The 15,253-nt window shown below is 70.0% G+C and carries 13 protein-coding genes and 1 pseudogene; 6 read left to right on the top strand and 8 right to left on the bottom strand.

Annotated elements, in window-relative coordinates; all coding sequences use genetic code 11:
* Window positions 1-76 precede the first annotated feature (76 nt).
* Both GWK18_RS02335 and GWK18_RS02330 read left to right on the top strand, forming a co-directional pair.
* Window positions 77-871: an exonuclease domain-containing protein gene (locus GWK18_RS02335; RefSeq protein ID WP_166832954.1), complete on the top strand. Its 795-nt coding sequence runs from the start codon at window positions 77-79 to the stop codon at window positions 869-871.
* A gap of 75 nt (window positions 872-946) precedes the next feature.
* Window positions 947-1,132, top strand: coding sequence for a CsbD family protein (locus GWK18_RS02330; RefSeq protein WP_123825572.1), 186 nt, complete (start codon window positions 947-949; stop codon window positions 1,130-1,132).
* Between the two features lie 63 nt (window positions 1,133-1,195).
* Here the strand turns inward: GWK18_RS02330 and hemL are convergent, their stop codons facing one another.
* From hemL to hemE, 8 genes and pseudogenes are all read right to left on the bottom strand, one after another.
* The gene (gene hemL / locus GWK18_RS02325) at window positions 1,196-2,512 is read right to left on the bottom strand and encodes a glutamate-1-semialdehyde 2,1-aminomutase (protein ID WP_166832952.1); all 1,317 of its coding nucleotides are present in this window, start codon (window positions 2,510-2,512) and stop codon (window positions 1,196-1,198) included.
* 144 nt (window positions 2,513-2,656) lie between these two features.
* Window positions 2,657-3,646: a porphobilinogen synthase gene (hemB, locus tag GWK18_RS13055; protein ID WP_348535821.1), complete on the bottom strand. Its 990-nt coding sequence runs from the start codon at window positions 3,644-3,646 to the stop codon at window positions 2,657-2,659.
* An 81-nt stretch (window positions 3,647-3,727) separates the two neighbouring features.
* Window positions 3,728-4,591: pseudogene (locus tag GWK18_RS13050) on the bottom strand (uroporphyrinogen-III synthase); the annotation flags it as partial.
* A gap of 56 nt (window positions 4,592-4,647) precedes the next feature.
* Complete coding sequence (gene hemC / locus GWK18_RS02315) at window positions 4,648-5,715, bottom strand: hydroxymethylbilane synthase (RefSeq protein ID WP_166832948.1); 1,068 nt, start codon at window positions 5,713-5,715, stop codon at window positions 4,648-4,650.
* Complete coding sequence (locus tag GWK18_RS02310) at window positions 5,712-7,079, bottom strand: ferrochelatase (RefSeq protein ID WP_123825504.1); 1,368 nt, start codon at window positions 7,077-7,079, stop codon at window positions 5,712-5,714. The genes hemC and GWK18_RS02310 overlap by 4 nt, the downstream gene beginning before the upstream one ends.
* Window positions 7,076-7,804, bottom strand: a complete 729-nt coding sequence (hemQ, locus tag GWK18_RS02305) for a hydrogen peroxide-dependent heme synthase (protein WP_123825505.1) — start codon at window positions 7,802-7,804, stop codon at window positions 7,076-7,078. The genes GWK18_RS02310 and hemQ overlap by 4 nt, the downstream gene beginning before the upstream one ends.
* 80 nt (window positions 7,805-7,884) lie before the next feature.
* On the bottom strand, window positions 7,885-9,384 hold the full coding sequence (gene hemG / locus GWK18_RS02300) for a protoporphyrinogen oxidase (protein ID WP_348535805.1): 1,500 nt from the start codon (window positions 9,382-9,384) through the stop codon (window positions 7,885-7,887).
* A 68-nt stretch (window positions 9,385-9,452) separates the two neighbouring features.
* Window positions 9,453-10,631 carry a uroporphyrinogen decarboxylase gene (gene hemE, locus GWK18_RS02295; RefSeq protein WP_199732579.1) on the bottom strand — a complete coding sequence of 393 codons (1,179 nt, stop codon included), beginning with the start codon at window positions 10,629-10,631 and terminating at the stop codon, window positions 9,453-9,455.
* 124 nt (window positions 10,632-10,755) lie between these two features.
* Here hemE and GWK18_RS02290 point away from each other — a divergent pair, with 124 nt between their 5' ends.
* From GWK18_RS02290 to GWK18_RS02275, 4 genes are all read left to right on the top strand, one after another.
* The gene (locus GWK18_RS02290; RefSeq protein WP_166832946.1) at window positions 10,756-12,147 is read left to right on the top strand and encodes a glutamyl-tRNA reductase; all 1,392 of its coding nucleotides are present in this window, start codon (window positions 10,756-10,758) and stop codon (window positions 12,145-12,147) included.
* A gap of 19 nt (window positions 12,148-12,166) precedes the next feature.
* Window positions 12,167-12,781 (top strand): TetR/AcrR family transcriptional regulator, encoded by a 615-nt coding sequence (locus GWK18_RS02285; protein WP_123825509.1) that lies wholly within the window; start codon window positions 12,167-12,169, stop codon window positions 12,779-12,781.
* Between the two features lie 69 nt (window positions 12,782-12,850).
* The gene (locus GWK18_RS13045; protein WP_123825510.1) at window positions 12,851-13,087 is read left to right on the top strand and encodes a DUF3107 domain-containing protein; all 237 of its coding nucleotides are present in this window, start codon (window positions 12,851-12,853) and stop codon (window positions 13,085-13,087) included.
* 321 nt (window positions 13,088-13,408) lie between these two features.
* Complete coding sequence (locus GWK18_RS02275) at window positions 13,409-15,121, top strand: DEAD/DEAH box helicase (RefSeq protein WP_348535820.1); 1,713 nt, start codon at window positions 13,409-13,411, stop codon at window positions 15,119-15,121.
* Window positions 15,122-15,253 lie beyond the last annotated feature (132 nt).

Genomic DNA, 15,253 nt, shown 5'->3' with positions numbered 1-15,253 from the left:
GGCGTAAGGCGGCTCACACAACAGCCCTCCGGGTGGGTTGCCAGACGGTGTCGGTACGGGCACGTACGGTGTGGACATGCCGCACGTGCCCGGACCCGATCAGCCGACCCTCTTCGACACCCCCGTCGCGGAGGGCACCCAGCCGGAGGCCGCCGACCTCGACGACGTCGTGATCGACGCGCAGCTCGCCTGGCCCGACCAGGCACTGGCCACCTTCGACCTGGAGACCACGGGCCGTGATGCGCGGACCTGCCGCATCGTGACCGCCTCCGTGCTGCTCGTGGCTCCGGACGGCCAGATCCTGGGGCAATGGGAATGGCTTGCCGACCCCGGCGTCGAGATTCCCGACGGCGCCGCCGCCATCCACGGCATCACCACGGAACACGCTCGCGAGCACGGTGCTCCGGCCGGACAGGTGGTTTCCGAACTGGTCCAGGTGATCGGCGACCTGTTCGTCCGGAACATCCCCGTCCTGGCCTTCAACGCACCGTACGACTTCACCGTCCTGGCCGCGGAGGCGCAGCGCCACGGTCTGGACCTGGCCGCCCCGCGCCCCGTCCTGGACCCGTATGTCATGCACAAGCAGGTCCGGGTTCGTTGGCACGGAAAGCGAACCCTCGTGGCACTGTCCGAGGCCTACGGCATCCCCCTGGAATCCGCCCACACGTCCGCGGAGGACGCCCTGGCGGCGGTGCGACTGGCCCAGATCCTGGCCCGGGAACACGCGGAGTTGTGTGTTCCGGCCGCAGCCCTGCACGACGCGCAGATCGGCTGGGCCGAGGCACAGGCACTGAACCTGCAGGACTACCTGCGCGGGGTGAAGAACGATCCCACGATCGTGATCGACGGGACCTGGCCCGTCAGGTCCTGACGGCCCGTCTCACCCACCAACTTGCTAAGGGTACTGTTGGCAATGTCACTATCCATCACCACCCAGGAGGCAGTCATGGGATTCGGCGACAAGATCAAGAACAAGGCGGAAGAGGCATCCGGCAAGGGCAAGGAAGCCCTGGGCGAGGCCACCGACAACGAGCAGATGCAGGCCGAAGGCGCCGGAGACCAGGCATCGGCCAAGACCAAGCAGGCGGGCGAGAACGTCAAGGACGCCGCCAAGAACATCACGGGTCAGTGACCCGCTGACAGACCGGAAGGGTCGGGCACGCACACACGCGGGCCCGACCCTTCCGGTCTGCTGTCAGGCGTTCGGCGTGGCCTCCGCGGCCGCCTTGGCAGCGGCCGGCAGTGCCTGCATGATGCGCTCCATGGCGGAGTCGTCGTGGGCCGCGGACAGGAACCAGGCCTCGAACACCGACGGCGGCAGGTGCACACCCTGATCGAGCATCGAGTGGAAGAACGGGGCCCAGCGGAAGACCTCCTGGGCCTTGGCATCGGCGTAGGTGCGCACGGGCTTGCCCGCGGTGCCGAAGGTGACCGAGAACAGCGACCCCGCGTTCTGCACGGAGTGGTCCACACCCGCCGCGTCGAAGGCCTCCGTCACGGCGGCCCGCAGCTGTTCGGACCGGCGGTCCACGGTGCGGTAGCAGTCGTCGTCGGCCAACTGAAGCGTGGCCAGTCCGGCCGCCATGGCCACGGGGTTGCCGGACAGGGTGCCCGCCTGGTACACCGGCCCGGTGGGTGCCAGCTGCTCCATGACCTCACGCTTGCCCGCGACCGCGGCGGCCGGGAGACCGCCACCGATGACCTTGCCGAAGGTGAACAGGTCGGGTTCCCACCCGCCCTCGTCGGGTGAGGACAGGCCCCAGTACCCGGCGGGATGGAGGCGGAAACCGGTCATGACCTCGTCGAAGATCATGAGCGCCCCGTTCTGGCGGGTGATCTCCCGCAGTCCGGCATTGAAACCGGGCTCCGGCGGGACCACACCCATGTTGGCGGGCACGGCTTCGGTGATGACGGCCGCGATCCGATCGGGATGGGCGGCGAAGGCGGCGCGAACGGCCTCCAGGTCGTTGTAGGGCAGCACCAGGGTTTCCGCCGCCGTGGCGGCCGTGACCCCCGCGGAGCCCGGCAAGGACAGGGTTGCGACGCCGGAGCCGGCCTCCGAGAGCAACGAGTCCACGTGGCCGTGGTAGCAACCTGCGAACTTGATGACCAGGTCGCGTCCGGTGACGCCTCGCGCCAGTCGGATCGCCGTCATGGTGGCTTCGGTGCCCGTGGAGACCATGCGGATCTCCTCGATCGCCGCAATCCGGTCGACCACGGCCTCGGCCAGCTCGGTCTCGGCGCGGGTGGAGGTGCCGAATCCCAGGCCCTTCTCCACTGCCGAGTGGACGGCTTCCAACACCACGGGATGCGCGTGGCCGACCAGGGCGGGGCCCCAGGAGCCGAGCAGGTCCACGTACTCGCGTCCGTCGACGTCCTGCAGGTAGGGCCCGCGCGCGGCGGTGATGTAGGCGGGTGTGCCACCCACGGAGTTGAAGGCCCGCACGGGCGAGTTCACGCCACCCGGCATCACACGCCGGGCACGGTCGAAGAGTTCTTCGGAGACGGTCACGAGATCGTCCTCTCTGGTTTCTGGTCTGTTGCTGGGGTCGCCGCCGGTACGGGGCGGGAAAGTCTGGTCGGTTCGGTGTGGCTGCGCGGCGCTCGGGCCCGGGTCCTCACCACGGGGCCGGTCCGGACCGGTCCGGGCCTGTTCTCAGGCCACTCCGTTCTCCTCCCGCCACCACCGCGCGGCCTCGGTCGCGAAGTAGGTCAGGACGGTGTCGGCACCCGCTCGCCGGATCGAGAGCAGGGACTCCTGGATGGCGGCACGACGGTCGATCCACCCGTTGGCGGCAGCCGCCTGGATCATCGAGTACTCGCCGGAGATCTGGTAGGCGGAGACGGGGACGGGCGAATGATCGGCCACCTCGCGGACCATGTCCAGGTAGGACATCGCGGGCTTGACCATGACCATGTCGGCCCCCTCGTCCAGGTCCAGCTCCAGCTCGCGCATGGCCTCCCGGCGATTGGCGGGATCCATCTGGTAGGTCTTGCGGTCCCCGGTGAGACTCGAGTCCACGGCCTCTCGGAAGGGCCCGTAGAAGGCCGAGGCGTATTTGACGGAATAGGCCAGCACGGAGGTGTCGATGAACCCGGCCTCGTCGAGGGCCGTGCGGATGACGCCCACCTGACCGTCCATCATGCCGGAGGGGCCCAGCACGTGGGCACCGGCCTCGGCCTGGGCCACGGCGGCCTGGGCATAGAGCGCGAGCGTGGCGTCGTTGTCCACCCGGCCGCGGTCGTCGAGGACACCGCAGTGGCCGTGGTCCGTGAACTCGTCCAGGCACAGATCGGCCATGACCAGGATGTCGTCGCCGACCTCCGCACGGACGGCGCACAGGGCCTGGTTGAGCACACCGTCCTCGGCCACCAGTCCGGAGCCGGTGGCGTCCAAGGTCGTGGGCACGCCGAAGATCATGAATCCACCGAGCCCCAGCTCCACGGCCTCGGTCGCGGCGTGCTTCAGGGAATCCATCGAGTGCTGCACGACGCCCGGCATGGAACTGATCGCGCGGGGCTCCTGAGCACCTTCGCGCACGAAGACCGGAAGGATGAGCTGACTGGGGTGGAGGTGGGTCTCACGGACGTGCGCGCGCATGATCGGTGAGGTGCGCAGCCGCCGCGGCCGGTACGGCAGGTCCACGGACCCGCGGGTTTCCGGGCTCCCGGCTTGGTTCTGAGCTGTGCTCATGGTTCGTTGCTCCTCGAGTGCTTCGATCAATGCGTCCGTTGACGGGTCGCGGGCCGCGAGCGCGGTGATGCCCAGCTTCTCGCAGGCCTGTCGCGTGGGTTCCCCGATCGCGACCACTCCCACGGTAGCGGGCACAGGTGGCCGGTACCCACGTCGCGTGTCGCGGTTCACGACGTCGTCACGGGTCGCCGCGGGTTCTGCGGGTGCCGCGAGTGCCTGGATGACCGACGGCGCCGTGGCCGCCACCAGATCCACGGCCCCGGAGTGCAGTTCGGTCCGGGCCCTGTCCGTGGTCCAGACCGGGAGCCCGTCCAGCGGGTCAGCCGGAACCAGCGGGTCCGCGGACGGCCATTCGGCCATCCGGTAGGCCGTGGCGACTCGAACCCGCCACCCGTGCTCGGTGAGTCCCCGGGCCAGGGTGGGGCGGGCGTTCGCGGACTGGGGCAGGTACACCGTGGGGGCGTCGTCGTGGCCCGACGACGGCGGCGTGGGCCACACCCGCGCCATCCCCCGGGCGTTCGAATGCTCGGCCGGGGGCAGCAGGTGGACGGGGACCCCGTGGGCTTCCAGTTCAGCGGCCGTGGCCGTACCGACCGCCGCGACCTGGAGCCCCCGCTGCAAGGCAGGCGCCAGCCATTCCCCGAGCCCACGCCCGTTGCCGGAGAACCCTGCCCACACCGCGCGTGCCATGGCTCGCACGGTGTTGGCCGAGGTGACGGCCACCCAGTGGGGCGCACCGGAACCGGCCAGGCGGTCCAAGAGGTCCTGGAACGCCTGCGCGTCGGCACCCGAGACCGGGACGGCTTCCTGCACGGGAGCCAGGACGGGTTCGGCACCCGCCGCCCGTAGTGCGGCGACGAGGTCGCGGGCCCGGTCCGGGGTCCGGGTTACGAGCACGCGCGCCCCGGAGAGCGGAGATTCGCCGTCGTTCGGTCGCACCGTGGACCGCAGCCTCAGGCCAGTCCCGCCAGTGCGGCGGCGCCGTCGGCCAACAGCCCATCGCCGACCCTCCGGCCGAGTTCACGCGCGGCTTCGGCGGAGAGTTCGTCGGAGGCTTCCGTGCGCCGCATGATCCGGCTCCCGTCGGGGGCTGCCACGGCAACGCGCAGCACCAGCAACCCGTCCTCGACCGTGGCCAACGTGCCGACCGGCGCCGCGCACCCGGCTTCCAGCCGGGCCAGCAAGGACCGCTCGGCGGTCACGGCCCACCGGGTCTCCTGGTGGTTCACCGCACCCAGTGCGGCGAGCAGGCAGGCGTCCAGTTCGGCCTGCCCCGCACGCCCGGGGTCCGGGCGAACGGAGGGGAACTCGCCGTAGGCCCCGGAGGCCTGGGTCGCCAGTTCCGGATCGGCCAACAGCAGGTCCGCGCGCACCTCGAGCGCCAAGGCACCCTGACCGGGGGCCGGCAACACGACCGACGGGTCCAGGTACTCCGTGATCCTGTCACCGAGTCCCAGCCGGTTGAGTCCCGACGCCGCCAGCACCACGGCGTCCAGGTCCCCCGGCCCGTCCTCGTCCAGCCCGGCAACTCTGCCCAGACGGGTGGGGACGTTGCCGCGGATGTCGACCATGACCAGGTCGGGGCGGGCCGCCAACAACTGCGCGGCCCGGCGCGGTGACCCCGTACCGATCTTGGCCCCGAGGGGCAGATCGGCAAGGGCCAGGCAGTCGCGGGCACACAGGGCGTCCCGGGGATCCTCGCGGACGGGGACCGCGCCGATGGCCAGTCCAGGGTGCGGGGCCGTGGGGAGGTCCTTGAGCGAATGCACCGCCAGATCCACCCGGGTCTCCACCAGGGCGTGCCGCAAGGCTGCGGCGAACACGCCGGTGCCGCCCAAGGAGGCCAGCGAGCCCGTGGCCACGTCACCTTCGGTGCGGATGATCGTGAGCTCGTGCTCCAACGGTGCTCCGGCGGCCGCGGCGGCGACACTCAGCGCCTGTGCCGCGTGACCGGTCTGGGTCACCGCCAGGTCCGAGCCCCGGGTTCCCACGCGCAGGACCGCCGTCGGTGCAGAACTCATGCGTAGACCACGGCTCCGTCGTCATCGGTACCCACCGGCAGCGGAGCCCCGGGCTCGCGCTGGGCGACCGTGGGCCGGGGTTCGGTGGCGCCGCGGAGCACCTTGGTGCAGCATTCGGCCGCGCAGGTGTCGAACCAGGTGCCCTCGGCGCACGCGGAGACCCGCTCGGGGGCGGAGCGTCCGACCATGCGCTGTTCGATCAGGTCCACCAGTGCCGCGACGAATGCCGGGTGCGTACCGGGGGTGGCCGTGCGGATGAACGCGAGGCCCTGTTCGGCGGCCGTTTCCCGCGCTTCGGTGTCCAGGTCCCAGATGACCTCCATGTGATCGGAGACGAATCCGATCGGGACCACGATCACGCCACCCACGCCGTCACCCGCGGCCTTCTCGATCGCGTCGTTGACGTCGGGTTCCAGCCACGGCACCTTCGGCGAGCCGGAGCGGGACTGGAAGACCAGCTCCCAGTCGGGCAGCTGATCGACGGACCCGTGCCCGGCACGGTCGGCCAGGCGGGCCATGATTTCCCGGGAAGCCGAGAGCAGCTGGTGGACATAGGCGGAGCCACCCACGAAACGGTCCCGCATCTGCTCGGGCCCGGAGGCCACGGCGTCCACGTCGGGCACGGAATGGGCCGCGAACAGGATCCGCGTGGGGCCCTCGCCGTAGGAGTCCTGGGCCGTGATCTCGGTCAGGGCGGTTTCCAGACCCTCCACGAACGGGAGCAGGAAGCCTTCGGAGTCGTAGTACTGACGGATCTTGCCGATCGTCATCCGGTCCTGCAGGCCCGCTTCCCGCACCGCCACCCCGTAGTCCTCGCGGTACTGGCGGCAGGACGAGTACCCGGAGAAGGCGGAGGTCGCGAGCACCAGCACCCGGTCCTTGCCCTCGTCGTGCAGCTGCCGGACGACGTCGCCGACGTAGGGTTCCCAGTTGCGATTCGCCCACAGGATCGGCGTCTCGACACCGCGGTCCCGCATTTCGGCCTCCAGCGCGGCCAGCAGGGCACGGTTCTGCGCATTGATCGGCGAGACCCCACCGTTGGCCCGGTAATGCGTGGCGACTTCCTCGAGGCGCTCGTCCGGGATGCCGCGGCCGCGCGTGACGTTACGCAGGAACGGGATCACGTCGTCCTGACCTTCCGGCCCGCCGAAGGAGGACAGCACCACGGCGTCCCACTCGGCGGCTTCGTCGGCGCGGGCCTGGCTCAGCGCCGCAGAGGAAATCTGCGCTGCACCCGCCGTCGCACCCGTTCCGCCGTCGGCTGCAAGGCGGGCCAGCTCGTCACCGGTCGGCACCACGACCGACGACGGCGCGAGCACCTCCTCCGGTTCGACCTCCCGGTCCCGGGTCTGACCGGCGCTCATCGAAGAACCTCGAGCAGTTCCGCGGTCTCCACCCGGCGGCCGGTGTAGAACGGGGTCTCCTCGCGTACGTACAGCCGTGCCTCGGTGTTCCGGAAGTGACGCATGAGGTCCACCAGGTCCACGAGTTCAGGAGCCTCCAGGCCGAGCAGCCATTCGTAGTCGTTGAGCCCGAAGCAGGCGATGGTGTTGGCCAGCACCTGCGGGTAATCCCGGCCCTTCATGCCGTGGTCGCGCAGGATCTTGGAGCGATGCTCGTCGTCCATGTAGTACCAGTCGTAGGAGCGCACGAACGGGTAGACGCACATCCACTTCTCCGGGGCCACCCCGCGGGCGAAGGAGGGCAGGTGGTTGCGGGTGAACTCCGCGTCGCGGTGCACACCCATCGAGGACCACACCTGGTGGGTGCCTGCCATCAGCGCGGTGCGGCGGACGCGGCGCAGGGCGGACTGCAGCGCCTGGGGGTCGTCGCCGTGCAGCCAGAGCATGACGTCGGCGTCGTTGCGCTGCCCGGAAACGTCGTAGGTGCCGCGGACGATCACACCTTCCTCGGCCAGGGCGGCCACCAGCGCGTCGAACTCCTCGACGGCCGGGGCCTCCTCCGCCGCGGTCAACGCGGTGCGGCCGTGATCACGGGCGTACACCGACCACACGGCCCAGTAGAGGGTCTCCTCCGCCTGCTCCGGGGTCTGTGTGCTCTGCGTGCTCGACGGTGCGTTCTCGCTCACGGTTCTCTCGTCCTTCCTGGTCCGGTCCTCGTCGGGATCCTCGGACTGTCTGTCGGGTGATTCTGACTGGTGGGTGTCGTTCACGGGTGGTCGTCCGTGGCCGGTGACGCGGCCTCGCGTTCCAGCAGTTCGGCGACCTCACGGCGGGTGTCCTTGACGACGGCGGCCAGGCCGGTACCGGCCAGCCACGCGCCCACGGCGACGGCCGCGGGCAGCTTGGCCACGTCCTCACGCAACCGCACGACCCGGTCACGGTGTCCGGGCGAGGGCCGGCTCAGCGCCTGTTCCCAGCGCACGACGTCCGCATCCACCAAGTCCTGAGGGCGCAGACGGACGCCCAGGAGGGTGGAGGCGTCCCGCATGGCCAGGGTCACCAACTGCTCGTCCGTGAGGGCGAGTTCGGGTGATACCTGGTTGTCCTTCTCCCCGCCTCGGCCGTAGGAGAGCCGGACCACGTGGCGTCCCGCGGGCAAGGCGTCACGGACCCACTGCCACTTGGCAGAGGCGTGGGTCATGGCCTTCGCCCGCACGTCCTTGGCGTCGGGGGCGACCAGCACGCCCGTGCCTCGCGGGGCCGCATCGAGCTCCGGGCGGTCGACGACGAGCGTGGCCAGGGCCACCTTGGGGCTCGGGTCGGGCTGCAACTGGGCGAAGTCCCGGTCCACCCCGGAGAGCAGACGGATGGCGCTGCTGCCGTCGGCGGCCATGACCAGCAGCTCACCGCGGGCGATCGCCGTCTTGTCCCCGGTGTCCGGCTGCCGTTGGACCACCATCCAGCCCGAACGCCGGGGGTCGCGGTCCAGGGCCAGGACGTCGTACCCGGTCACGAGCTTGACTCCCCTGGTGGTCAGGTCACGAACCAGGGCTTCGGCCAGGACGTTCATGCCGCCGCTGAGGCTCGCAACGTTCTGCCCGGCCGGTGTGGCCTGCCGCAGGGAGGCGGCGGCAGCGGTCAGGGACCCGCACTCCTGGAGGGCCTTGCGCAGGCCGGGTGCCACGGTGTCGACGTCGAGTTCGTCGGGGTGCAGCGAATGCACGCCGAGGGTGAAGGGTGCCACGAGTTTCTCGACCACGGCCGCGCCCATACGGGCCCGGACGAGCTCCCCCACCGTCTTGGCCTTGACACCGACGCGTGCCGGTCGTTTCAGGTCCAGCTTGGCCCGCCACATGCCGTACTTGCCGAGGGTCTCCCTCAGCCCTTCCCGGTCCAGATCACCCGGGATTCCGAGCACGCCGGAGCGCTCGCCGGGCCGCGCGCCGTCGGCCAGGTACACCCAAGACCCCGCCTGATTCGGTGCGCACACCCGACCGGTCAGGCCGAGTTCCTTGATGAGGTCGGCAACATCGTCGGTGCGGGTCGCGAAGGACTCCGCCCCGGAATCCAGGACCAGGTCCGCAACCATGTGGGAGCCCACGGCGCCACCGAACTGGGGCCGGGATTCGACCAGGGTCACGCGCAGCCCCGCGATCGCCAGGTCCCGCGCGGCCACGAGTCCGGCGACACCACCCCCGACCACGAGCGCACTGCGTGCTCGGCGGTGCTTCGTGGCGCTCTGGCGCTCGTCCGAGGAGGGGGTCACCGGAAGGCTCCTTTCAGATTCCGGTGGGGCCCGCTGCCTAGGCGGTCACCGGAGGTGGTGGTAGCGGCTCAGCCGCGCCCGGAGGCGACGGTGCTCGCATGGATGTAGCTGACCAGGTCGGTCAGGACGTTCGGGTCGGTGCTCGGCGGCACACCGTGGCCCAGGTTCACCACGTGCCCCGGGGCCTGCGATCCACCACGGAGCACGTCGTCGACGTGCCGGTGCAGGATGTCCGTCGGGGCGGGGAGCAACGCGGGGTCGATGTTGCCTTGAACCACCGTACGCCCGCCCAGTCGGCGGTTGGCCTCCTCGAGCGGGATTCGATGGTCCACGCCCACCGCTTCCGCCCCGGCGTCGCGCATGGCCCCGAGCAGTTCGCCGGTTCCGGTTCCGAAATGGATCCGGGGAACGGGGAGGTCGGCGACGGCGGACAGTGCGGTGGCCGAGTGCCCCACCACGTGGTCCAGGTAGTCGTGGACGGACAACGATCCCGCCCAGGAGTCGAACAGCTGCACGGCGGAGGCCCCTGCGAGCACCTGCGCCCGCAGAAACGCACCGGAGGCGCGTGCCGCCCAGTTCGCGAGCGCGTCCCAGGCCTCCGGGTCCGCGTGCATCATCGTGCGAGGGAGCAGGTGGTCACGGGACGGTCCGCCTTCGACCATGTAGGCGGCCACCGTGAACGGGGCACCGGCGAACCCGATGAGAGGGGTCTCCCCGAGTTCGGCCACCGTCAGGGCCACCGCCTCGCGGATGGGCTCCAGTGCGTCGTCGTCGATTTCCGGCAGGGCGGCGACGTCCGCTGCCGTACGGACCGGGGTGCCCAGGACGGGGCCCTTGCCCGGCACGATCTCCACGTCCACGCCGGCCAGGCGCAGCGGCACCACGATGTCCGAGAAGAAGATGCCCGCGTCCACGTTGTGCCGACGCACCGGCTGGAGTGTGATCTCGGCGGCCAGATCCGGGGTCAGGCAGGCATCGAGCATGGCCGTCTGGCCGCGGGCCTCGCGGTACTCGGGCAGGGACCGGCCGGCCTGGCGCATGAACCACACGGGCGGGTGAGCCGGTTTCCGTGCGGTGAGGGCCTGCAGGAGAGGTGTCTCGAGCGTGCGACCGGAGCGGAGGGGGTGGTCAGTGGGGAGGTTGGCAAACCCGCCTCTGAAACCGGAGGGAGCCGTGGAGTCGGTCACGTCGTCGTGCCCGATCACATGCCCCGGCGCAGCACTGTGGGGGGTAGGTGAAGTCGTCATCACCGCCATTGTGCCAAGCACCTCGCCGGGGTTTGGTGACGCGTCGTCAGTGATTGGGTCCGACACCACTTCGAGCACTGCGGTGACATGTGCCGCCACCGGTTGGCGTTACGATGCAATCACTGTGGTGCTCTTTTCTCTGGTCGCCTCACACCGCGATGTCGATCTCACAACCGTTGCCCGTCTGGCGGACGGTGCGTTCGGCCTGCCCTCGGACATGGTCAACTCAGGTGCCCTGACCGGCGCTGTCGCACTGTCGACCTGCAATCGACTCGAGCTCTACGGCGAACTCGACGCTGACGCCGGTGACCCCCGGGTGGTCGCGCAGTCGCGCGATCAGTTGGTGGAGCTGCTGGCCCAGCGCGCGGGATTCGACCCCGGTGACGTCGCCTCCGGCGTGCGCCTGCTGGTCGACGACGACGCCGCCCGTCACCTCTTCACCGTGGTCTCGGGACTGGAGTCCGCGGTCGTGGGTGAACGGGAAATCACCGGACAAGTGCGGCGCGCCCTGACCGAAGCGCAGCGCTCCGGTACCGCCTCGGGAGAACTCGTGCGACTGTTCGAAGCGGCGGCACAGACCGCGCGGGAAGTCGGCACGCACACCAGCCTGGGTGAGCGCGGGCGCTCGATCGTCTCCGTCGCCCTCGACCTTGCCGACGACGTCACGGCCGGAAAGTGGCCCCAGCGCCGCGCCCTGGTCTTCGGCACGGGTGCCTACGCGGGCGCCACAATGGCGGCCCTGCGCGACCGCGGCTGCGCGGACATCGAGGTCTACTCCGCCTCGGGCCGGGCCGAGCAGTTCACGGCCAACCGCGGCGGAACCCCGGTGGATGGCGACGGCCTGCAGGACGCCCTCCTACGTTGCGACGTCGTGATCGGCTGCTCGGGTGGTTCAGAACCCATGTCGGTCGAGGAGATCCCGCTCGGACCGCTGACCGTGGTGGATCTTGCCCTGTCCCGGGACTTCGACCCCGCCGTCGCCGATCTGCCCGAGGTCGAACTGATCACCTTGGAGTCCGTCAAGCTCGCCGCCCCGGAGGAGACCGACGAATCCGTGGCCGCGGCGGAACAGATCGTGGACCAGGCCACCCAGCGGTTCCGGCAGCGCCGCGAAGGGCGGGACATGAGCACCGCGATCGTGGCACTTCGGCAGTACACGATGGGTGTGCTCGACCGGGAACTCGAGAAGATCCGGCAACAGCACGGGTGCACCGCGGCACACGAGGAAGTGGAGTTCGCCATGCGCCGCATGGTGAAGTCCCTGCTCCACGAGCCCACGGTGCGTGCCCGCAAACTCGCCCAGGAAGGCCGCGCCGAGGACTACCTGGCAGGGTTGGAGGCACTCTTCGGCATCGAGGTCCCGGAGCCCGAGGCCAAGCACGCGAGCGACGCCTCCGAGCCCACGTCTGCGGATCCCGCCGCCCACGAACGGGGCACCGAACAGGTGCGCGGTCACCGCGACACAACCACCAACTCCGAGCCGCGACTTCGTTCCGTGCCGCGCGCGGCGGGGTGACCCGGCGGCAGGAGCCACCATGTCAGAACAACGCCCGCGCTCACCGAGGATGCCGCGAGCCCAGAGGCGTGCACAGCTCCTGGCTGTCGCGCTCGAGGCTTTCTCCCTGCACGGGTACCACAAGGCTTCCATGGACGACATCGCGGAAGCGGCCGGGGTCTCGAAACCCGTGCTCTACCAGCACTTCCCCGGAAAGCGGGAGTTGTACCTGGCCCTGGTGGACGACAACCTGGAAGGGCTGGCCGCCCGGCTGATCGAGGCCCTGCGTTCGAGCCCCGTGAACCGCACGCGCGTGGAGTCCATGCTGTCCGTGTACTTCGACTTCGTGGCCGACCAGCCCCAGGCCTACCGGCTGATCTTCGAAAGCGACCTGCTCGCCGATCCGGAGATCCGCACCCGGTTTGAAAACTTCCACGTGGGGGTGGCCGAGGCCATCGGATCGGTGCTCGGTCCGAACGCGGGTCTGAGTCAGGGACACGCCGTGATGCTCTCCCGTTCCCTGACCGCAATGGCAGAGGCCGGTGCCTCCTACTGGGCGCATCACGCCGAGGTCGGCGATCGCGCCGAGGCCGAACGGCAGGTCTTTCGTTTAGCCTGGGGCGGAATCAGCATCATCGACGAGGACTGGACCTGACCGGTTCCTAGAATGGCTCGCGGATCGGCCTTGCAGCCGGACGAGTCAAACCCAGCCGCAGGAGGCACCGTGGAGATCAAGATCGGTATCCAGAACGTCGGCCGCGAAGTCGTCGTCGACTCCCCGTTGAGCGCGGGAGAGGCCCAGGAACTGGTCAACAAGGCCCTGTCCGAGGGATCGGTCCTGTCACTGACCGATGCCAAGGATCACACCACCATCATCCCGACCGCGGGCATCGCCTACGTCGAAATCGGCTCCGAAGCCCGTCGCAAGGTCGGATTCATGCCGGGCGTCTCCAACGCCTGACCTCGACCAACCGGTAGAGTGGTTGCGCACTGGATGACCGGTCGTCGACGAGATCAAGTCACAACCACGTGGCGGAGGCACCGTCTTCGCCGCACCCACCGCGATCGGCTTCCCCACTGCGCGCATGCGTCCGCTTCCCGCGGGCCCTGATTCCCGCGGTCGGACGTGATCAACGTTTCCGGCCCCGCGCGCACCCGATCGACGGACAAGGACCATTCCACCGTGACCGAGAACCTATCGGCAGAGACCACCGAGCCCACAGCACCCGCTGACATCGCTGGGACCCCAGAGTCTCCCGAGGCCGCTGAAACCGCTGCGACGATCGAAGAGGTCGCCGAGGCCTCCGTGGATGCGAACGAGAAGACGGTCGCCGAGGCGCCCAAGTCCTTCGCGGACTTCGGGGTCCGCCAGGACATCGTCGACGCTCTGGCGGCCGAAGGCATCACTTCCCCGTTCCCCATCCAGGCCATGACCCTCCCGGTGGCTCTCACCGGGCAGGACATCATCGGCCAGGCCAAGACCGGAACCGGCAAGACCCTGGGCTTCGGTATCCCCGTGATCCAGCGCGTCGTGGGACGCGACGACGAGGGCTGGGATGACCTCAAGAACGCCGGAGCCCCACAGGCACTCATCATCGTCCCCACGCGTGAACTGGCCGTCCAGGTGGGTTCCGACCTGGCCACCGCGGCCAAGACCCGTAACGCGCGCGTACTGACCATCTACGGCGGCCGCGCCTATGAGCCCCAGATCGAAGCCCTCGAGAAGGGCGCGGAGATCGTGGTCGGCACCCCGGGTCGCCTGATCGACCTGAACCGTCAGCACCACCTTGACCTCTCCCAGGTCAAAGCCGTGGTCCTGGACGAGGCGGACGAGATGCTGGACCTGGGCTTCCTGCCCGATGTGGAGAAGATCCTCTCGACGGTCCCCCGAGTACGCCACACCATGCTGTTCTCCGCGACCATGCCCGGCCCCGTAGTCGCCATGGCCCGCCGCTACATGTCCAAGCCCATGCACATCCGCGCCGCGGCCCCGGACGAAGGCACGACCAAGGCGGACATCCGCCAGGTCATCTACCGCGCCCACCACCTGGACAAGGACGAGGTGGTGTCCCGGATCCTGCAGGCCGAGGGCCGCGGGAAGACCATCATCTTCACCCGCACCAAACGCACCGCCGCGAAAGTGGCCGACGAACTGTCCAAGCGCGGTTTTGCCGCCGCTCCCCTGCACGGCGACCTCGGCCAGGGCGCGCGCGAACAGGCGCTGCGGGCCTTCCGCAACAACAAGGTGGACGTGCTGGTCGCCACGGACGTCGCGGCCCGCGGCATCGACGTCGACGATGTCACGCACGTGATCAACTACCAGTGCCCCGAGGACGAGAAGACGTTCCTCCACCGAACGGGCCGTACGGGCCGTGCCGGGAACAAGGGCACCGCCGTCACGTTCGTGGACTGGGACGACGTCCCGCGGTGGCGCCTGATCGACAAGGCCCTGGAGCTCGGGGTACAGGAGCCGCGCGAGACGTACTCCTCCTCCGCGCACCTCTACACCGACCTGGGGATCCCCGAAGGCACGAAGGGCCGTCTGCCCAAGAGCAAGCGCACTCACGCGGGTCTGGCCGCCGAAGAGCTCGAGGACCTGGGAGGGCCGGACAAGTCCGCCCGTCAGGGTTCGGAGAACGGGCGCGGTGGCCGCAGCGGACGTGGCGGTCGCTCCTCGGATCGCAACGGCGAACGCTCCGGACGCGGTTCCGACCGGCAGCGTCGTCGTTCGGGCGGCCGCGGCGGCAACCGTGCCCACCACGGCGAACAGCGCTCGGGTGACACTGCTCCCGACGGCGCCGAGCGCGACGGTCGTCCGCACGATCACGAACGCAAGAGCGGATCGGGCAACGGGGACTCCGGTCAGGGCCACGACCGTTCCGGGGCGCAGGGCTCGGGCGAAGGCCAGGCCAAGCGGCGGCGCCGTCGGCGGCGGACCACGAACGGGCAGGGCTCGGGTCAGAACCAGCGCACCACCGAAGGCGGCGAGGGCTAACCCGACAGCCACGGAAAGGGCCGGTGCCCCGAGACCGAGGTCTCGGGGCACCGGCCCCTTCCGTTCGTGGCTACCGGAGCACGGGGGTGGCTCCCCCCCCCTCGGGCTCGGTCCCCCGCCGCGGAGGGGTGG

The organism is Kocuria sp. JC486 (genome assembly GCF_011602805.1).
In the GTDB taxonomy this organism is placed as follows: Bacteria; Actinomycetota; Actinomycetes; order Actinomycetales; family Micrococcaceae; genus Kocuria; species Kocuria soli.
Note: the sequence above shows the minus strand (reverse complement) of the source record. Positions and strands in the feature narration are given on the sequence as shown.